Raw genomic sequence first — 18720 nt, 5'->3', positions numbered from 1 at the left:
CGGGAGGAGGAAACCGTGAAATCCATCAAGTGCCTTTCAATACTGGCCGGCCTGACAGCAACGGCTCTGTCCGGATTTGTGGCCAGCGCAGTGGCTGACGAGCTGGTGCTGTCGTCCTGGCTACCGCCGAAACACCCAATCGTCACAGGTGTCATGGAACCCTGGGCACAGCAGGTCGCCGACGCTACCGACGGCCGTGTGACCGTGCGTATCCTTCCCAAGCCGCTCGGCCCGCCGCCGGCCCACTACGATCTTGCCGCCGATGGCGTTGCGGACATCACCTATGGTCTGCATTCCTTCACGCGGGATGACCGGTTCCTGCGCTCGCGCATCGGACAATTCTCGTTCATAGCCGACACGGCGACCGACGGTTCCAAGGCGTATTGGGATGTCTATGGCGGCAAGCTCGATGCACAGGCAGAACACCAGGGAACCAAGTTGCTCGGACTGTGGATTCACGGACCCGGCATGTTCCACAACAACCAGCGCAAAATCGAAGCTCCTGCCGACTTCTCCGGCCTCAAGATCCGAACCCCCGGCGGTTACATCGCCGACCTGTCGCAGGATCTCGGCATCACCACCCAGTTCATGGGTCCGGGCGAGGTCTATGAAAAGCTCTCGCGCGGCGTGATCGACGGTGTCACCTTCCCCATAGAAGCCCTTCAGGCATTCAAACTCACCGACTATGTCAATTCATCCATGAAAGTCCCGGGCGGCATCTACAATACGTCCTGGTTCATGGTGATGAACGAAGATGTCTGGGACGGACTGTCCGATGAGGACAAGGCTGCCATTGAAGCGGTTTCCGGCTCAGCTCTTGCCGAACTGGCAGGTGGCGTTTGGGACGGTGCTGATGCACGTGGTGCCGAATACATCACCGACAAGGACGTCGAAGTCTACGATGCGCCGGCGGCTGTGCTCAGCAAGATCGAAGAACTTGCGGCAAAACACGAAGCCACCTGGGCAGAAGCTGTCAAGGAAACCGGATTTGACGGTGCTGCAGCGCTTGCCGAAATGCGGACCCAGACCGGTATCGCCAACTGATGACGCAGACAGGGTCTGACAAGGCCGCGCCGCACTGGACAAACGGATTGCGGCGCGGCGCCACCTTCCTGCTCGGGCTTGCCTGCCTTGCGGTGCTCGCGGCGATGATCGCTCTCACCTGTGTCGATGTCGTCGCACGTTACCTCTTCAACAGCCCTGTGAACGGCGCCTATGAACTGACACAGTTGCTGCTCGCGTCTCTGATCTTTCTTGCCCTGCCCCTGACGACAGCGGCCGGTGAACACATCGAAGTCGAGTTGCTGGACGGTCTGAAGAGCAAGGTTTTTCAAGCTTTTGGCGCGATTTGCGCGGGTGTTGCAACGGTTGGCGTCTTCGCGGTGGTCGCCCTGGAGCTTTTCGAACATGCCGAAAAACTTCAGCGCCGCGAACAAGTTACCGACTCCCTTGAAATTCCGCTTTACCTGATTGGCTGGCTCGGCACGGCGTCTTTTGCAGTTTCCGCTGTCATCGCCGTTTTCTGGACCATCGCTCGCTTGCGCAAAAAGGCCTGACACGTGCTTGAAGCTTTAATTGGTTTTGTGGCCCTCTTCGGGCTCGTCCTGCTGCGCGTTCCGATCGCCGTCGCCATGATCATTGTCGGCACGGCCGGCTTCGCCGCGCTGCGCAACTGGAATGCGGCCCTCAACCTTCTGGGCAATGCTGCGTTCGACACCGGCCTGTCCTACACGCTGTCGGTCATCCCGCTCTTTATCCTGATGGGCAACTTGCTGACCATCTCCGGCGTCAGCCAATCTCTCTTCAGCACCGCCCATTCGCTCCTGCACCGCATGCGCGGCGGGCTCGCCATGGCCTCGATCGTCGCCTGCGGCGGGTTCTCCGCCGTCTGCGGATCATCGCTTGCAACGGCAGCGACCATGTCCAAGGTCGCAATGCCCTCCATGCGCAAGGCCGGCTACGCCGACAGCCTTGCAACCGGCTCCATCGCGGCAGGCGGCACCCTCGGCATCCTGATTCCACCAAGCGTGATCCTGATCATCTACGGCCTGTTGACGGAAGCCGATATAGGCAAACTGTTTGTCGCCGGGATCATACCGGGTCTTCTCGGGGTCCTGTTTTACCTTGCGGCGGTGTACGTGACCGTGCTGTTGAGGCCTGCGCTCGCCCCGGGCGAGCATGACGACATCACACTGGAACGCAAGGATGTCTGGGGCGTTCTCGCCGTCCTCGGCCTCTTTGCCGTGATCATGATCGGCATCTATGGCGGGTTTTTCACACCCACGGAAGCGGCTGCAATCGGCGCGGCAACGGCTCTGGTTATCGCGTTCCTGTCCGGCGGATTGACCTTCGAAAAGCTCTTTACCGCAGGGCTCAACTGCGCCCGCACCACTGCGATGATCTTCGCCATCATTATCGGTGCGGAAGTCTTTTCAAACTTCATCAGCTATGCCGGTGTCCCCGATGCCCTGCTGACCTTCGTCCAGTCGCTCGACGTCAATGCCTACGTTGTGATGTTGGTGCTGGTCCTGATCTATATCGTGCTTGGAGCCGTCCTGGAGAGCCTTTCCATGATCCTGCTGACGGTGCCGGTCTTCTTTCCGCTGGTAACCTCACTCGATTTCGGGACAGGCATCCTCAGCGATCCGGAAATGGTTCTGATCTGGTTCGGCATCGTTGTGGTCGTCGTTACCGAGATCAGCCTGATCTCGCCTCCGATCGGCCTGAATGTCTTTGTGTTGCGCTCGGTCCTGACGGACGTACCGCTTCGGACGATTTTCGCCGGCGTCCTGCCCTTTTGGGCAGCCGACATATTTCGGCTGGCCCTGCTGATCGCGGTCCCCGCGCTATCCTTGATGCTGATTTGAGCTGAAGGCCTTAGACGTTTCGGAGCGTCCAGGCCGCCATTTCGGCAAAGACCCGGTCCGCGGAGGCATTCATGGCTTCCACCGCCTTGTCGACGGATGCGCTGCCTGCCGGTGTTTCGGCGCGGAAGACCTGTGTTGCCACGGTCCGCCCGTTCCGGTCGTTGACCACCCGGGCAGAAATTTCAACAACGGCTCGGTTCCCCGAGACCTGAAGCTCGAATTTCCGGATTTCGGTCTGAAGCTGATAATCGATCAGGAGACCATCGCCCGGCAGGCCGACACCGCGCAGGCGACCGGTATTTTGCAGTGTTTCCTGAAGTTTGGCCTGAACCACGTTGGGCAGCGTGTCTGCCCAGGCTGATTTCGGATAGTAGCTGTAGACGGGCCCGTCATCGACAACGGCGATATAGCTCGTGTCGAGCGCCTTAAGCGCGCGTGGCGGGGCGACCAGTACCTGGACACGACTAGAACGGCCCTGCAAGCTGTCAACGTCGGCAGATGTCAGACTGTAAAAGGCAGACGGTGCCGTGCTCGAGCAGCCGGACACCACCACGGCGAGCCCGAGAGCGCCCAGAACGCCCCGGCGGGTCATGTCGTTGGTTGCCTTTGTCATACGCCCTGCCTTTATACGTCTTTTTCGTTATCTGCGCCGGCCGCCGCCGGAGAAAGTCGGAACATCCTCGCCTCCGAAGATGACCCGGTTCGGACTGCGTTCGAAGCTTTCCGCCGCCCTTTGGATCGACACCAGCGTCCGATTAACCTGTCCCAGCGCCGCCGTGAAGTCCGATGACCCCTGCGTCGCGAATTTTGCAAGGCCACCGGCAATGGAGTCCGCACGGCTTTCGAAGGCAACGGCCACTTTCCGGATCGCCTGCGCAGCAAGCGTTGCTTCCTTGATCAGCCCCTCGCCGTCGCCATCCACCATGGTCGACACCTTTTCCACCAGGCTTTCAACCCGTACAGACGTTGCGTTCAGCGTTGCCGTCATCTGCTTGGCATCGGTGATGATCTGATCCACATCCGGCGTGCGCTTGGAAAGATCCGCCGTCATCTGCTGAACATTGTCGGCAGCCTTCTGGGCGCTCTGCAGGATTGCCGGAATGCCGTTTTCCTGGCTGGCAAGCTCCGACGCAGTGGTTTCCACGGAGCCGACAATATTGGCGACCTTTTCCGGATCGACAGCCTGGAGCAGGTTATCGGCAGTCTGAAGTGTTTCCGCGAAGCGCTCCGCAGCTTCCTGAACGTCGGTGATCAGAGCGGCGATCCGGTCGTCCTGATCGCGGACAGTCGCGGAAACCGCTTCAAAATTCTGCACCGTCGATTTCGTCGATGCGATGATCTCGTTGATCTGGCTTTGCTGATTGTTGAAATTGTCGATCACGCTGGCAACGCCGTCGACCGCATTGCCGACCGTCTCCGGATCGACGCTGGCCAGAACTTCATCCACGCGCAGGAGCGATGCATTTATGCCCGTGGTGAAGGTGTTGACCGAGGCAACAACCTCTTCGATCTGTAGCGGATCGATTGCCGAAGCGATTTCGACCCCCCGTGAAACGATCGCATCGACCTTCACGACGACATCGCGGCCGCCTTCCAGAATGTCGGAAATCGCACCTTCGCGCTGCTGCACGACTTCGACGATATTGTTGACGCCCTGCATCGTTTCGCTGGTTGCCGTGATCAGCTTGTCGATGTCGCCGGTCCGGTCCTGAAGGACGGTGCCGAGCGCCGCCGCGCCTTTCATGACGCTTTCAACTTCTTCCGGCTTCACCGCCTGAACGATGGTCTGGACGTGGCCAAGGCCCTCATTGAGCTTCTTGGTGAACGTGTCGAGTTCCTTGGCAGCGCTTTGCGCGTCCGACATCAGAAGATCGATGTCGTCGCTGGCCTTGCCAAGGCTGTCGGAGAATTTGCTCAGGTCGTCGACAATCGCCGTGACCTTGTCGGACGGCACCGCCGCCAGCAGACGCTCACCCTGATCGACAAGCTTTTCAAGGCGTCCGGACAGACTTGAAAACGCTTCTGACGCCTGACCGATGCTGGCCATGAAGTCCTTGACCCCGTCGGAATTGGCGGCAAGAGCGGCCGAGAAAGTCTCCACGTTCTGGATCGTTTCGTTGATCGCCGGCTTGTTGTCGACCAGGATTTCCTCAATCGTTTTCATCGTCGTATCGGTGCGCTTGAGAACATCACGCGCGCCGTCAACAATGTCGTCGAAGAAGGATCTTTCGGCATAAAGAACCGGTACCTTGCCGTCATCCTTGCCCAGCAGCAACGGTGAAGACGACGTCCCACCGGACAGGTCAACATAGGCGATGCCCGTCAGGCCGGTGAAATTCAGGGTTGCCTTGGTGTCTTCGCGTATCGGCGTTGTCGGCTTGATGCCGACAGTGGCGACAACCTTGGTCGGATCATCGGGTGCGAAATCCAACGTTTTCACATCCCCGACCTTGATCCCGTTGAAAAGAACCTGTCCCCCGACCGGCAGGCCGGTTACGGGGCCTGGGTAAATGATCTTGAGTTCAACGTTCTGGCGGGACTCGGCCGTTGCGGCGAGCCAGAAGACGAACCCGAACGCAGCAGCCAAAACGGCAACCATGAAGGAACCGATCCAGATATAACTTGCGCGGGTTTCCATTCAGTCCAACCTATGCTCGGCGCAGCGCCCGTTCACCCCTGAAATACTCTTTAATCCAGGGATCATCATTTTTCATCATATCGTCCATGGTTCCGATAGCCAGAACACGTTTTTTCCCAAGAACTGCAATGCGATTGCAGATGGAATGCAGGCTATCCAGATCATGTGTGACCATATAAACGGTCAATCCGAGGGTCGAACTCAAGTTTTCTATCAACGAATCGAATGCCGCCGCCCCGATCGGGTCCAGCCCGGACGTCGGCTCGTCCAGAAACACCAAATCCGGGTCAAGTGCAAGCGCACGCGCGAGACTTGCACGTTTGACCATCCCGCCCGAGAGTTCCGACGGCAATTTGTCCGCAGCGTCCTGCGGCAAGCCGACCAGTTCCAGTTTCAACGTTGCGAGCTCATCCATCAGTTCCGGCGACAGCTTGAGATACTCGCGCATCGGCACCTGAATGTTCTGCTTGACGGTGAGCGAGGAAAACAACGCCCCTTGCTGAAACAGCACGCCCCAGCGCCTTTCGATGCTCTTGCGTTCCTGCGCATTTGCAGTGGAAAGATCATGCCCGAAGACCTTGATGGTGCCGTTGCGCTTGGGTGTCAGACCGAGAATCGTTCGCATCAGCACGGATTTGCCCGTTCCCGACCCGCCGACGAATCCTAGCACTTCGCCGCGCCGCACATCGAGATCAAGGTCCTGCAGGATGATCTTGTCGCCGAAACCCACGGTGACCCCTCGTACAGACAGAACGTTTTCCGTCTCTACGTTGGGCGCGATCGCTTCTTCGCTGATGTCTTCTGGCTGGGTAAGCGACATCTTTCTGGTCATACTCCAATTGCGGCAAAGAACATGGCAAAGAAGCCGTCCACGACAATCACCAGGAAAATCGCTTTAACGACCGACATGGTGGTGTGCCGTCCAAGAGATTCCGAAGAACCTTCCACTTTCAGTCCTTCCACACAGGCAATCAGGCCCACGATGAGCGCCATGAACGGCGCCTTGATCATACCCACGGCCAGCGTCTCGGGTGTGATTGCCACCTGCAATTGCGTGATGAATGCGGCCGGTGGAATATCGAGATACGCCCAGGTGACAAGCAAGGACCCGAACAGCGCCGACATATCCGCGATGAACGTCAGGATGGGCAGCGCGATCATGAGCGCCAGAATGCGCGGCAGGACGAGCACTTCGGTAACGCTGAGCCCAATCACATGCAGCGCATCCACCTCTTCCTGCATGCGCATGGCGCCCAGTTCCGCGGTAAAGGCCGAGCCGGATCGGCCCGCAACCATAATCGCCGTCAGGATGACGCCAATCTCGCGAAGAATAAGAATACCCGCAAGGTCGACCACGTAGATATCGACACCGAACTGTTTGAGGTAGAAGCCGCCCTGCTGTGAAATGATTGCGCCGATCAGGAAACTCATCAGGGCAACGATCGGCACCGCACCGATACAGCTGCGGTCGAATTGCACGGCAATCGAGATGCTTCGAAGGCGCCTTGGGTTGAACAGGACGGTCGACAAGACCAGTCCCAACGACCCGAGGATGTGCAGCATCGCCAGGCCGTCCTTGCCGGAATCGACCATCTGCTTTCCCGTCGCTTCGAGGAAACCGACAATCGTGAAGCCGCTGCGGTCCGGTTTGTACCTTGGCGGATGGTGATGCTCAATCTCGTCGAACAGCAGTTTCCGGGTCGGCGTCACGCCGGTCAGCCCGACCTTGCGCCCCTCAAATTCCAGCCGCCCGCGGGTTCTGTGAATCAGCCAGGCGCCGCTGGTATCCAGGTGTTCGATTTTGGAAACGTCGATGCAGGTCAGCCGGTCCTTGGCAACGTTGAGCTTGCCAATCGCATTTTCAGCGTCGCCGATCGTACTGACGGTCCAGTCGCCTGAGAGAGCAAGGTACTGGTGATCCGGGCCGTCCGGCTCCAGTTGCATCGCCGGTTCAATGTTTTTTTCCAAGAATGCCATTCCGGATGGCTGCCCTCTTGCCGCTGGTTCGATATCCCCCGTATACCTGATGGAGAACTTCAACGTCCAGCAGCCACTTGAAAGCTTTGTCCATGGAAATTGCCCGTCCCTATCTTTTGTTCCTCGGCGACGTCCCTGATGCGTTGGCCGCCAAGACTGCCATCGGTATCGTCGACTGGCGCAAGGACTGGTGCATCGGACAGGTCCGGTTGCCGGGCTGCGCCGCAGACACGGGCCTAACCGACATGAGTATCGGCGATGGCGCCGCCGCCGGCGCGAAAACAATGATCATCGGCGCGGTGAACGCAGGTGGCCGGCTTCCCGATCACTGGATCACGTCTGTCGTCGAAGCGCTGGATGCGGGCCTGGATGTCGCTTCCGGTCTTCATGTGCGTCTTGGGGACGTTCCTGAAATCCTTGAAGCGGCGGAGCGAAACGGACGTCAGCTTCACGATGTCCGACACAACACCATGACCTTCGCAACCGGCAAGGGCACGAAACGCTCCGGCAAACGGATACTGGCCGTTGGAACCGACTGTTCTGTCGGCAAGAAATACACCGCACTGGCCATGGATCGTGCCATGTCAGAGCGCGGCTACAAAAGCGCTTTCTGCGCAACCGGGCAGACAGGCGTCTTCATTTCCGGGCGCGGTGTTGCCCTGGATGCCGTTGTTGCCGATTTCATCTCCGGCGCCGCCGAATGGATTTCGCCGGACGTCGAGGAAGACCAGTGGCAGATCATCGAGGGCCAGGGATCGCTGTTTCATCCCTCTTTCGCGGGCGTCACGCTCGGCCTTCTTCACGGGTCACAGCCGGACGGGTTCATCGTCTGCCACGAACCGACCCGCACGAAAATGCGCGGTGTCGAAACACCCCTGCCGACAATCCAGCAGGTCATCGACATGACGATACAGTGCGGGCGGCTGACCAATCCGGATATTCAGTGCATCGGCATTGCGGTCAACACAGCCGCTCTGGATGACGACGAAGCCCTCGCCTTTCTCGCCAAGGTTGGAGAAAAGCACGGGCTGCCTGCCACCGACCCGGTCCGTTACGGCATGGAAGCAATCGTCGACAAGGTCGCTGCCGAATACGGTGCCCCATGAATCGAACTGTCAGCATCGAAGCGCAGCGCTATGAAATTGCAGGCGGTTTCAAGATCTCGCGTGAGACAAGAACACATGCACAGGTGGTGGTCGTTGCCATCGGCGATGGCGACTTTTCAGGCCGTGGCGAGTGCGTTCCCTATCCGCGCTATGGCGAGACGCTGGAAACCGTACAAACGCAGATCGAGGAAATCGCTCCGCTCCTGAAATCCGGACTGTCGAGAGACGACTTGCTCAACGCAATGCCGCCAGGGGCTGCCCGGAATGCGGTGGATTGTGCACTTTGGGACCTTGAAGCTAAGAGCTCGGGCCGTCCTGCAGCCGAGATCGCCGGCATCGGCGAACTGCATCCGGTCACAACCGCTTTCACGATCAGCGTCGACACGCCCGAACAGATGGCTGAAAAGGCATCTGCTGCTGCCGACCGCCCCCTGTTGAAGGTCAAACTGGCCGGTCCGGGCGACGCCGCACGCATTCTCGCGGTTCGCAAAGCAGCGCCGCAAAGCACCTTGATTGTCGATGCCAACGAAGCCTGGGACGAAACCTGTTTTCAGGAGAACATGAACGCCTGTGTCACCGCCGGTGTTGAGCTCATCGAACAGCCGTTACCGGCAAAAGAGGACGATCTTCTTGCTTCGATAGACCATCCCATCGCCATCTGCGCTGACGAGAGCCTTTCGCCCGGCAAGGGCCTCGATGGCCTGAAAACGAAATACGATGCGGTCAACATCAAGCTCGACAAGGCCGGCGGGCTGACCGAAGCGCTTAAGCTTCTGGATGCCGCCCGCGGCGCCGACTTCAAGGTTATGGTCGGCTGTATGCTCGGAACTTCGCTCGCGATGGCGCCCGCCGTTTTGCTTGCGCAAAAGGTCGACTTTGTCGATCTGGACGGACCGCTCCTGCTCGCCCATGACCGGTCGCCGGGACTGACGTTCGAAGGCAGCACGCTTTATCCGCCTGTCGGGGCGCTTTGGGGCTAGCCAGAGCTCTCGATTCCCTGCACTACTCTCATCCTGATCTGCCGACGGATCATTGGCGTCAGAACAATTAGGGCTACCGTGCCGACTGCGGCGACGGCAGCCATGAGATAAAACGGGGCATGCGGATCGGTCTCGTAAATCGCTCCGGAGACCGCAAGTCCAGCGGACATCTGTACGCCGATCGACATCATGAACAGTCCCTGCCCCGTCCCGGCCCATCGGGAGGGAACGACCTTCGACAGGATTGCAACCGCGCCGAGATGGGCGGCCCCGAAAGTCAGCCCGTGCAGAAGCTGCAACGCGACCAGAAACGCGAGCGTGTCGGCAAACGGAAACAGAACCCAGCGAATGACGGACGCGATGCCTGCGACGATCAGGAAGGTCGGCGGGTCGAAGCGCAGCGAGAGTTTTCCGGCAACCGTGAAAAGTGCGACTTCGGCAACAACGCCGATGGCCCAGAGTGCGCCAATGGCAAAGTCCGGAACATGGTTCGCCTGCAGATAAATCGTGCCGAAACCGTAAAACGCAGCGTGGGATGCCTGAAACAGCCCGAGAACAACAAGAACTGGCCAGAACCAGATTTCTCGAAAGGGAGCAACCTGGCCGGTCTCGTTGCCGCTCTCATCTGCCTGGTCGCGATGTTGCCGTGGCAATGACATCACGACTGCGCCGGTCACAATGGATGACAGCGCGGTCAATGCCAGCACGAGCCATGAGGAAGTTGCGGTCGCAAGCGCTCCGCCGGCCATGTTGGCAACGATGAAGCCGACAGATCCCCAGAGCCTCATCCTGGCGTAGTCTGCGCCCGTGTTTTTCGAAACGTCCAATGCGTAGGCATCGCTGAGCGGCAGAACCGGTCCCTTGACCACCATGTACCCGATAATGGCCGTTCCAGCGAGAAGCAGCCCGCCGGGCAGGAACAACATCGAAATGAAGCCTGCCCCTATGAGCGAGTAAATCAGGATAGACAGACGCCGTTGACCGGTTCTATCTGCAATATTTGACAATATTGGGCTGGCTGCGGTGCGGGCGATGGTCCCGACACCAAGTATAAATCCGATTTCAGCAGCGCTCAGTCCGCGAAATTCCAGCACAAGCGGGAAAAACGGCAAGAAAAGTCCAAACCCGAAAAAGTGGCAAGCAAACAAGGCAGCAACCCGGGCGCTAATACTGCTGGATATTTTTGTCATAAAGTCACGAGCAAGGCCTCGAACCACGCTTGCATAAAGGGATGTTAACGATTTTCACCCTACGCTCAGAGCGAAGTTGTCCGTGTTAAGGCAACACACGATCCTTAGGCAAGTCGAGATTCGCGTCCATATGAAAGCGGAAGCAACACAGGAAGAACCAGAGGTGATCGGCGAAGCCGAATATCACACTCTTGAACAGACCCTGATGGAATCCGATCGCGGGCGACGGTTCCTGAAGGAGTTTCTCAAGCGCAACCAGACGCCGGAAACAACCGAGATTCTCGGGGCAATTCAAAGGCTTGAAAAGGTCGTAACCCGGCAGCGCAAGGTGCCGGACCTCGACCAGATCCGCCTCGACATCGCCGACATGCACGAGGCGATCGAACGGACGAAGGCCGAGATCGCCAACATCAAGGACGAAGGTGACGAAAGCAACCGCTTCGTCGATGCCTCCCACGAGCTTGATGCCATCGTAACCCAGACCGAGGGCGCGACTCAGTCGATTCTCGAAGCTGCGGAACAGATCCAGGAACAGGCTTGGGTATTACGTGAAAACGGCGCGGACAACGCGGCCTGCGATGACATTGACGCCAAGGCGACCGAAATCTTCATGGCCTGTTCCTTCCAGGATCTGACCGGCCAGCGCACCAACAAGGTTGTGCAGGTTCTGAGATACCTGGAAAGCCGCATCAACCTCATGATCAACATCTGGGGTATTGAGGACATGGAAGCGGGCGACGACGCAGGTCCAGTTGACCAGCGTCCGGATGCTCACTTGCTGAACGGCCCGCAACTGAAAGGCAACGGTGTTTGCCAGAACAGCGTCGATGAACTGATGTCGGTCAGCGACGATGTTTTCAACGCCGCGCTTGAAGAGGCCGGAGCCGATATTGCGGTCGAAACCGCCGAGGCCTCCGGGCCATCTGAAACTGCCAGCGACGCCGACGTCGACGCCATCATGGCCGCAGCCGACGCAACAATGGACGCAGCCGCAATCGATGACATGTTTGCGTCCGCACCTGCTGAAACGGACGAAGCCGACGAAACCACTGAAGAGCCTGACGCGGACGAAACCGATGAGTTTGCCACTGCAGACCCGGACGCCACGCTGGACGAAGCAGCCATCGAAAGGCTGTTCGACAGCGAAGTCAGCGCGACCGATGAAGAAGCAGAAGCCGATGAAGCCTGGGAACTGACCGAGGAGACAGCGGCGGACGAGGAAACCAGCTCAGACCCGTTGAAGCAGCTTTCCGAGGCCGAGCGTCAGGCACTGTTCAATTAATTTCATGACCGCAGAAATCAGAAAAGGGCGTAACTATTTGCTACGCCCTTTCTTGTTGCATGTCGCGCTCGACCACCTCGTAGTGGGTGGCGCGACAGTTAACTCCTTTAACCACTGCTGATTTTCCGGAAGAAGTTCTCTGCCTGCTGGCTGAGACCGTCAGCATGGTTCTTGAGAGATGCCGACATGGTCTGGATGCTGCCCGCGGTTTCTTCAACACTTTCAACTGACTGCCTGACCGCCGAGATTTCTGTCGTAAACGCTTGCGTTCCCTGGGCTGCGACCTGAACGTTGCTGGAGATTTCCTCAGTCGCCGACGCCTGTTGTTCGACCGCCGAAGCGATCCCGGTCGCTATTTCGGAGAGCTCTTCAATGACCGCCGTTATGCCTTCGATCTCCTGCACCGACTTGTTCGTCGCCTGTTGAATACTTGCGACCTGTTCCGTGATTTCATCGGTTGCCTTGGTGGTCTGGCTGGCCAGTTCCTTGACTTCCGCAGCAACGACAGCAAATCCTTTTCCCATTTCACCGGCTCTTGCCGCCTCGATGGTTGCGTTGAGAGCGAGAAGGTTTGTTTGCTCCGCGATATCGGAGATCAATCCAATCACCGACCCGACCTGATCCGCGAAACCCGCCAATTCAGTCACCGTCTGATTTGTGCTCTGTGCACCTTCCACTGCTCTTTGCGCCATTTCCCTCGATTGGCCCGCCTGTCGCCCGATCTCCATAATCGAAGCCGACATTTCCTCGGTCGCCGTCGCGCTCGACTGCACACCGCTCGCAGTCTCGTTGGACGACGCATCCATAGTGGACACGCGTTGTCCGATCGCTCCGGTCTCCCGGCTAAGGCTGCCTGACGAAATCTCCAGTTCCTCGGACGCAGCACCCAGGGCACCGGTCGCAGCGCCAAGAGCATCCTGGAAACTGACGACGGCATCCTTGAGCTGTTGTTCCTTTTCAACCGCGTCAGCGACCATCTTGTTGTGATAGGTCGAAATCGCGACGTCCATGTCGAGCATGACGAGCTTTGTCACCATGTTAAGCGTGGCTGTCAGTTTCCTGCTGGCAATGAAACGATTTTTGACAAGGACTTCGCTCAGTTTGCTCAGCGCGAAGGAATACCCGCCAATATACCAGCTTGGCTCAAGGCCTATCCCGACATGCGCGAGGCCGATTCGCACAGCCCTCTCCAGGTAACGTTCGTCCGGACCGTCAGAAAACAACGACTGCCAATGGGCCATCTGCGCAGCGACCAGCCTGTCCTGCTGGTCTCCAACAAGGTCGGCAAGATGCGGAACCGATTTCACATGCTCATAAAATCCGTCCAGGATCGCCGGCATTTCCGCTTCGATAACCGGCCATGTCGACCGCGCCAGCTCCCGCTCCGCATCCGTAAACCGGAAAAAACGAAGCCGCTCACTCAAGGTGACCTCTTGCATTTCAGCCCAAGCTCCCACAAACTTTGGTTGTATTGCGCCGGAGATTTGCACAACCCGGATCAACAAGAAGTTAATAAAAATCGCCTGCGCCCTACCTTGGAAGCTGTTCTCTCAATTACCTAAGTAAAAAATGCTTCTATATCAAAAACATACTCCGAAGACAAAAATTACCTCGATTTGTTATACTTTGTAGTTAGTCCTACATGAGCATATCGTAGAAATACTTATATCAACTAACTTGCAATATACTTTACCAGCTAACCGTCGGATATTGCGTGTTGAAAATTCTCGAACGAGCCGACGGACTTAGCGCGACAGCGCACGTGTCAACATGTCCGGGTCAACGTTGCCACCCGTCAGAACAAGGCCCACTGTCTTTCCCTGCAGGGAAAGCTTGTCCGACAGCAGCGCAGCGAGAGCTACGGCGCCACCCGGTTCGACCACAAGCTTCAGTTCCCGGAAAGCAAAAGCAACTGCCTTCAACGCTTCTTCATCGGAGACCGTCGCGCCCTCAGCCGCGAGCTGACGTAAAATGGAAAAGCCGATTTCGCCAGGCGTTTCCGAAAGCAACGCATCGCAGACCGACCCCGACTTGGCGGCATTGGACAATAGGGCTCCCGCTTCCAACGACCGCTTGTAGTCATCGAACTGCTCGGGCTCGACCGTGTGAAACCGTGTTTCCGGAGATTTGTAGGCAAGAGCGAGTGCAATGCCGCTGGAAAGGCCACCACCTCCGGTACAGGCCAGAACATCGTCTAACTGGATGCCAATTTCCTCCGCTTGAGTGGCCAATTCGAGGCCGACGGTTCCCTGCCCTGCTATGACCGCCGGATCATTGAAGGGGTGAACGAAGGTTGCTCCGGTGTCGGCACATAGGCGCGCGGCAATCGCTTCTCTGTCCTCGTGCTCCCGGTCATATGTGACGACCTCAGCTCCGAAATCACGCGTCCTCTGGAGTTTGATCCTGGGTGCGTCTTCGGGCATCACGATCGTTGCCGGGATCCCCAGAATGGCTGCGCTCGCAGCAACTCCCTGGGCGTGGTTACCTGAAGAACAGGCCACAACGCCATTCTTGCGGTCGTCTTCAGGTATCTGGTTCAGGCAGTTGAACGCGCCGCGAAACTTGAAGGATCCGCTGCGCTGAAGGTTCTCCGGTTTGATCAGAACGGTCGATCCCGTCCGTTCATCAAGTGCCGGATGACGCAGCAAGGGTGTGAACACCGCATGCCCCTTGATCCGTCCGGCTGCCTGGGCAACGTCCTCAAAGGTGACGGCCTTGCCGGAATAGTCCGGAAGAGCATCTGAATTCGGGTGTGCAATGGTGTCGGTCATCGGCATTGATCCAGAAGCAAATACGTTTCTGTTCCGATGACTAGTTTGGATTCGAGCTTAACTCAATATCGCCGGTCGAATTTCCAGGCGCCGCCTCCTAAACAGCCCAGGATCTTCAGAGCGATATCGACTTCATTCAGCAGCTTTGGCGTCGTTCGACAGACTGTTGTAGAGGTCGCTGGCCTCAACGCAATTGTCCAGAAACTGCTGTGCACTTGCCGCCCAGGTGTAGTTCATCGCGATCTTGCGGCAGTGGTCACGAGGTATCTTGAGAGCAGCCACAGCCGCCTCCTGAAGATTTTCAGACAGAACTCCCGCTCCGGTATCGCCGATCACGTCGACCGGACCCATCACCGGAAAGGCAGCCACGGGCACACCGCAGGCAAGCGCTTCGAGCATCACGTTGCCAAACGTGTCCGTCAGCGAGGGAAACACGAAGACATCGCCATCCGAATAGTGACGTGCAAGGTCTTCGCCAATTTTGGCACCGGTAAAGTGCGTATCCGGATATTCACGTCGCAAGGCGTCCAGCTGCGGACCGCCACCGACAACCACCTTCGACCCCGGCAAACTTAAGTCGAGAAAGGCTTTGATGTTCTTTTCAATCGCAACGCGGCCGACATACATGAACACCGGGCGCCGCAGGTCGTCCGGCAGAACTGAACCCTCATAGGGCTTGAAAAGCTCCTCGTCGACACCGCGCGACCAGCGCATCAGGTTTTTGAACCCCCGCGCCGTCAGATCGTTTTCCAGTGACTGCGTTGCGACCATGCAGCCACCGCCAGAATTGTGGAAACGCCGCATCCATCCGTAGGACCAGGACAACGGCACCGGCATACGCGAGGACAGATATTCCGGGAAACGGGTGTGGTAGCTCGTCGTAAACGGCTGACCCGCCTTGCGCGCAACGCGTGCCGCCAGAATGCCGAGCGGGCCCTCTGTGGCAATGTGCAGGTGCTCGCAATCGAATTCCTGGATTTTCCGGCGAATGACCCCGCGATGGGTCAGCGACAGGCGGATTTCGGGATAGGTCGGGCAAGGCAACGTCCTGAAGGCCTGCGGCGTCAGAAACTCAACCCTGACGCCGATTTTGACAAGCTCTTCGGCCGTTCGCTCCAACGACCTGACGACACCGTTTATTTGCGGATGCCAGGCATCCGTCACGATCAAGATGGAACTCATGCGGCGACCGGGGCTTCCTTGGACTTGGTCGGCGCGATGCCCTCCTGGGTCTGATCCACCCATCGGATCACCTCAAATGTCCCGTCATGATGCTCGGCCACCGCGGTGCAGCTTTCGACCCAATCACCGGTATTGATGTAGTGAATACCGTTCATGTCGTTGTTCGCTGCGTGGTGGATGTGACCACAGATCACGCCGTCGACACCTTGCCGACGTGCTTCGTCGCTGAGAGTTTCTTCAAACCGGCCGATAAAGCTCACGGCGTTCTTGACCTTGAGTTTTGCCCAGGCAGAAAGCGACCAGTAGGTCAGACCGAGACGGCGGCGGAAGAAATTGACCCATGTGTTGATGCTGAGCGCGGTCACATAGGCCTTGTCGCCGAAAAAGGCGAGCCATTTGGCATGCCGTATGACCACATCGAACTGATCGCCGTGGATGACCAGATAGCGTTTGCCGTTCGCTGCCTCGTGCACGATGCTGTCGGCCACTTCCACGCCGCCGAAATGCGTACCGAGGAAGTTTCGCAGGAATTCGTCGTGATTCCCGGGAATGTAGAAGACCCGCGCTCCCTTGCGCGCCTTGCGAAGGATCTTTTGCACCACGTCGTTGTGAAATTGCGGCCAGTACCAGGATTTTTTGAGACGCCAGCCATCGACAATGTCACCGACCAGATAAATAGTCTCGGCGTCGTTGTCCTTTAAAAAGTCCAGCAGAAATTCAGCCTGACATCCGCGCGTGCCCAGATGCACATCCGAAATGAACAAGGCCCGGTAATGACGCGATGCCTCTGCGGTAGACATGGCACTTCTCCAATTTCCGTTAGGAGCGCTATAGACGCGATTCAAGTTTCATTATTATGACAAATCAGGTGACTTCGTGAGGAGCCCCCGATTTCCACTTTAATGATTAATTTGACACCGCAAGCACAGCTGAACCCGTGCCAGCGGCACTTCATGCGACACTCTATGGATTTGGGGCCAAGGGGAAAAAAAGCAATCGTCTGCGCACTGAGCGGCGCTCTTGGTAGAGGGTGCGCTGAAGCCCGGCAGCGAGCAAACTGCAATCGCGCACTCAACGGCCGGCAGCAGTTAGAGCCGCCCGAAACGCCGCTGCAAATTACAGGCTTAAACAAAAAAGGCCGGGTCATTGCCCGGCCTTTTCGTGCGAACATGCGCAAATATCAGAACTTGTAACGCAGCGATGCGGACAGAATGTTCACGCTGCTGTCCACGTCGGCCACGTAAGTGCCGAAACTGGCATTAAAGTCCTGATGGTTGGAATCGATATTTATGCTCGTTGATTCCGGAATAATGTGGGTATAGCCGAGATCGAACGACATGTGCTTGTTGAAGTTGTAACTTGCCCCGGCCGACAGCCACCAGCGATTGTTGTCCGGCAGACGCGTTGAGCGGATATCCTCGTCGATAGGCGAAATTTCGTAACCCACGCCGGCGCGAAGGGTCAGCTTTTCGTTGAAATCATATTCGCCGCCGACCGAAAAGAACCAGCCATCGTCGTAGTTGAAGTGCAGCGTCGTAAGCGCCGCACCTGACACGGCAGATGTCGCGACCGGGGATTTCAGACGGCTCCAGTTCGTCCATTCGACCGTGCCAAGAAGGCGGATCTTGTCGGTCACCTTCTGCTTGGCGGAAACATTCACCATGTCGGGCATGACAACGCCGAGCTTGATGCGATTTGTCACACCGCTGGCATAAAGGTCGCCCTTGAGCTGGTGGCCGATACCGGAGCGGTATCCGATCCCGATTTCCGTTCCCTCGAATGGCTTGACGGTCAAGCCGGCGGTAACGCCGACACCAAAACCCGAGCCGGAAATTTCATTGGAGCGCGCAAAACCTGGGGATGTGGCATCCGCAGACTTCAGGCTGACATCAAGATACTGGACCTGGAAACCAACAGCCACGGCAAACATGTCGTTGATTTGATAGGCAACGTTCGGGTTGACATTGACCGAAAAAACTCTCGAGGACCGGGAATAAAACTGCGCCGCCCAGTTTTGTTCAGGCTTCGTTGTCAGGCCGAAAGGCGAATTGATTCCGACACCAAAGACCCACTTCTCGTCCGGACGGTAAGAGATATAGGTGGCCGGAACGAAGGCATCCGACGCAATATCGCCACTGCCAATGGACGATGTGCCGACAGCGCCACCACTCAGCGTTCCGTCTAACTCCGCATATGGCACGATCAGCGAACCATGTGTCTCGATGGTCCAACCCTTTTGCGCACCGATCAGAGATGCCGGGTTCCAGTACATTGCCGAGATTGTCGCGCCTGACGTTCCGTAACCCGCAAACGAAGTCCCCTGGAAATATGCGCTCTGTTCCCTGATTGCGAATGCACCGGCATGCGCTGCACTTGCGGTCACCGCAAGCGCAAGTGCAGTGGATGTGAATAGAAACGTGTTTTTATTTGCCCACTTCATGGTTTTTCTCCCACCCCCCTCCCCGCGGAGGAAATCTGACTACAGAGGCAAGGATTTTCCGAGAGTGAGATCTGACGCAAGCATAGAAATATTCGGAAAGTGCAGCTAATTTCTTATGCTGCAGCGCGATATACTCAACAAATCGACAGTTTGCGCATCAACCTGGACACAAAACGCAACCAAAACGTCTTGATCCAAGGCTGTTTGTCACAGATCCGACACACCAATCGATAGTTGCATAAAAAATAGGCAGTTCAGGCCGAGCATTCCTTTAACGTCAATTAAGC

Annotated in this window: 16 protein-coding genes; 6 read left to right on the top strand and 10 right to left on the bottom strand. The window is 57.5% G+C overall.

What is annotated here, in order from left to right:
- Positions 1 to 15 precede the first annotated feature (15 nt).
- Genes RBB47_RS01455 through RBB47_RS01445 form a run of 3 tightly spaced genes read left to right on the top strand, consistent with a single transcriptional unit; the run spans position 16 to position 2867 of the window.
- Entirely contained in the window at positions 16 to 1044 is a 1029-nt protein-coding gene (locus RBB47_RS01455) for a TRAP transporter substrate-binding protein (RefSeq protein WP_305983937.1), read from the top strand.
- On the top strand, positions 1044 to 1556 hold the full coding sequence (locus tag RBB47_RS01450) for a TRAP transporter small permease (RefSeq protein WP_305983936.1): 513 nt from the start codon (positions 1044 to 1046) through the stop codon (positions 1554 to 1556). Before RBB47_RS01455 ends, RBB47_RS01450 begins: the two co-directional genes overlap by 1 nt.
- Positions 1557 to 1559: 3 nt before the next feature.
- Positions 1560 to 2867, top strand: coding sequence for a TRAP transporter large permease (locus RBB47_RS01445; RefSeq protein WP_305983935.1), 1308 nt, complete (start codon positions 1560 to 1562; stop codon positions 2865 to 2867).
- A gap of 10 nt (positions 2868 to 2877) precedes the next feature.
- Here the strand turns inward: RBB47_RS01445 and RBB47_RS01440 are convergent, their stop codons facing one another.
- Genes RBB47_RS01440 through RBB47_RS01425 form a run of 4 tightly spaced genes read right to left on the bottom strand, consistent with a single transcriptional unit; the run spans position 2878 to position 7482 of the window.
- The gene (locus RBB47_RS01440; protein ID WP_305983934.1) at positions 2878 to 3480 is read right to left on the bottom strand and encodes an ABC-type transport auxiliary lipoprotein family protein; all 603 of its coding nucleotides are present in this window, start codon (positions 3478 to 3480) and stop codon (positions 2878 to 2880) included.
- A 27-nt stretch (positions 3481 to 3507) separates the two neighbouring features.
- Complete coding sequence (locus tag RBB47_RS01435; protein ID WP_305983933.1) at positions 3508 to 5505, bottom strand: MlaD family protein; 1998 nt, start codon at positions 5503 to 5505, stop codon at positions 3508 to 3510.
- 10 nt (positions 5506 to 5515) lie between these two features.
- On the bottom strand, positions 5516 to 6337 hold the full coding sequence (locus RBB47_RS01430) for an ABC transporter ATP-binding protein (RefSeq protein WP_371932723.1): 822 nt from the start codon (positions 6335 to 6337) through the stop codon (positions 5516 to 5518).
- Complete coding sequence (locus tag RBB47_RS01425; RefSeq protein WP_305983932.1) at positions 6334 to 7482, bottom strand: ABC transporter permease; 1149 nt, start codon at positions 7480 to 7482, stop codon at positions 6334 to 6336. The genes RBB47_RS01430 and RBB47_RS01425 overlap by 4 nt, the downstream gene beginning before the upstream one ends.
- A 92-nt stretch (positions 7483 to 7574) precedes the next feature.
- Between RBB47_RS01425 and dgcN the strand changes: the two genes are divergently transcribed.
- A complete protein-coding gene (gene dgcN / locus RBB47_RS01420; RefSeq protein ID WP_305983931.1) occupies positions 7575 to 8588 on the top strand; it encodes an N-acetyltransferase DgcN in 1014 nt (337 codons plus the stop codon).
- Positions 8585 to 9568, top strand: coding sequence for an N-acetyl-D-Glu racemase DgcA (dgcA, locus tag RBB47_RS01415; protein ID WP_305983930.1), 984 nt, complete (start codon positions 8585 to 8587; stop codon positions 9566 to 9568). The genes dgcN and dgcA overlap by 4 nt, the downstream gene beginning before the upstream one ends.
- Here dgcA and RBB47_RS01410 read toward each other — a convergent pair.
- Positions 9565 to 10758 (bottom strand): MFS transporter, encoded by a 1194-nt coding sequence (locus RBB47_RS01410; protein WP_305983929.1) that lies wholly within the window; start codon positions 10756 to 10758, stop codon positions 9565 to 9567. The genes dgcA and RBB47_RS01410 overlap by 4 nt on opposite strands.
- Before the next feature lie 130 nt (positions 10759 to 10888).
- Between RBB47_RS01410 and RBB47_RS01405 the strand changes: the two genes are divergently transcribed.
- Complete coding sequence (locus tag RBB47_RS01405) at positions 10889 to 12040, top strand: protein phosphatase CheZ (protein ID WP_305983928.1); 1152 nt, start codon at positions 10889 to 10891, stop codon at positions 12038 to 12040.
- A gap of 107 nt (positions 12041 to 12147) precedes the next feature.
- On the opposite strand, the gene RBB47_RS01400 is transcribed toward RBB47_RS01405, so the two are convergent.
- From RBB47_RS01400 to RBB47_RS01380, 5 genes are all read right to left on the bottom strand, one after another.
- Positions 12148 to 13479 (bottom strand): globin-coupled sensor protein, encoded by a 1332-nt coding sequence (locus RBB47_RS01400; RefSeq protein ID WP_305983927.1) that lies wholly within the window; start codon positions 13477 to 13479, stop codon positions 12148 to 12150.
- 306 nt (positions 13480 to 13785) lie between these two features.
- Entirely contained in the window at positions 13786 to 14811 is a 1026-nt protein-coding gene (locus tag RBB47_RS01395; RefSeq protein ID WP_305983926.1) for a threonine/serine dehydratase, read from the bottom strand.
- Positions 14812 to 14943: 132 nt separating this feature from the next.
- On the bottom strand, positions 14944 to 15993 hold the full coding sequence (locus RBB47_RS01390; protein WP_305983925.1) for a glycosyltransferase family 1 protein: 1050 nt from the start codon (positions 15991 to 15993) through the stop codon (positions 14944 to 14946).
- On the bottom strand, positions 15990 to 16793 hold the full coding sequence (locus RBB47_RS01385; RefSeq protein WP_305983924.1) for a UDP-2,3-diacylglucosamine diphosphatase: 804 nt from the start codon (positions 16791 to 16793) through the stop codon (positions 15990 to 15992). The genes RBB47_RS01390 and RBB47_RS01385 overlap by 4 nt, the downstream gene beginning before the upstream one ends.
- 380 nt (positions 16794 to 17173) lie before the next feature.
- Complete coding sequence (locus RBB47_RS01380) at positions 17174 to 18433, bottom strand: OmpP1/FadL family transporter (protein ID WP_305983923.1); 1260 nt, start codon at positions 18431 to 18433, stop codon at positions 17174 to 17176.
- Between the last annotated feature and the right edge of the window lie 287 nt (positions 18434 to 18720).

This window comes from Roseibium sp. MMSF_3544 (assembly GCF_030732845.1).
Taxonomy (GTDB): Bacteria; Pseudomonadota; Alphaproteobacteria; order Rhizobiales; family Stappiaceae; genus Roseibium.
This window is presented reverse-complemented; position numbering and strand designations above follow the sequence as displayed.

What these genes read in the sequence shown, in the direction of transcription:
- RBB47_RS01450 (WP_305983936.1), top strand. Translation starts at nt 1,044, where the DNA reads ATGACGCAGACAGGGTCTGACAAGGCCGCGCCGCACTGGACAAACGGA.
- RBB47_RS01440 (WP_305983934.1), bottom strand. Translation starts at nt 3,480, where the DNA reads ATGACAAAGGCAACCAACGACATGACCCGCCGGGGCGTTCTGGGCGCT.
- RBB47_RS01435 (WP_305983933.1), bottom strand. Translation starts at nt 5,505, where the DNA reads ATGGAAACCCGCGCAAGTTATATCTGGATCGGTTCCTTCATGGTTGCC.
- RBB47_RS01430 (WP_371932723.1), bottom strand. Translation starts at nt 6,337, where the DNA reads ATGACCAGAAAGATGTCGCTTACCCAGCCAGAAGACATCAGCGAAGAA.
- RBB47_RS01425 (WP_305983932.1), bottom strand. Translation starts at nt 7,482, where the DNA reads ATGGCATTCTTGGAAAAAAACATTGAACCGGCGATGCAACTGGAGCCG.
- dgcN (WP_305983931.1), top strand. Translation starts at nt 7,575, where the DNA reads ATGGAAATTGCCCGTCCCTATCTTTTGTTCCTCGGCGACGTCCCTGAT.
- dgcA (WP_305983930.1), top strand. Translation starts at nt 8,585, where the DNA reads ATGAATCGAACTGTCAGCATCGAAGCGCAGCGCTATGAAATTGCAGGC.
- RBB47_RS01410 (WP_305983929.1), bottom strand. Translation starts at nt 10,758, where the DNA reads ATGACAAAAATATCCAGCAGTATTAGCGCCCGGGTTGCTGCCTTGTTT.
- RBB47_RS01405 (WP_305983928.1), top strand. Translation starts at nt 10,889, where the DNA reads ATGAAAGCGGAAGCAACACAGGAAGAACCAGAGGTGATCGGCGAAGCC.
- RBB47_RS01400 (WP_305983927.1), bottom strand. Translation starts at nt 13,479, where the DNA reads ATGCAAGAGGTCACCTTGAGTGAGCGGCTTCGTTTTTTCCGGTTTACG.
- RBB47_RS01395 (WP_305983926.1), bottom strand. Translation starts at nt 14,811, where the DNA reads ATGACCGACACCATTGCACACCCGAATTCAGATGCTCTTCCGGACTAT.
- RBB47_RS01390 (WP_305983925.1), bottom strand. Translation starts at nt 15,993, where the DNA reads ATGAGTTCCATCTTGATCGTGACGGATGCCTGGCATCCGCAAATAAAC.
- RBB47_RS01385 (WP_305983924.1), bottom strand. Translation starts at nt 16,793, where the DNA reads ATGTCTACCGCAGAGGCATCGCGTCATTACCGGGCCTTGTTCATTTCG.
- RBB47_RS01380 (WP_305983923.1), bottom strand. Translation starts at nt 18,433, where the DNA reads ATGAAGTGGGCAAATAAAAACACGTTTCTATTCACATCCACTGCACTT.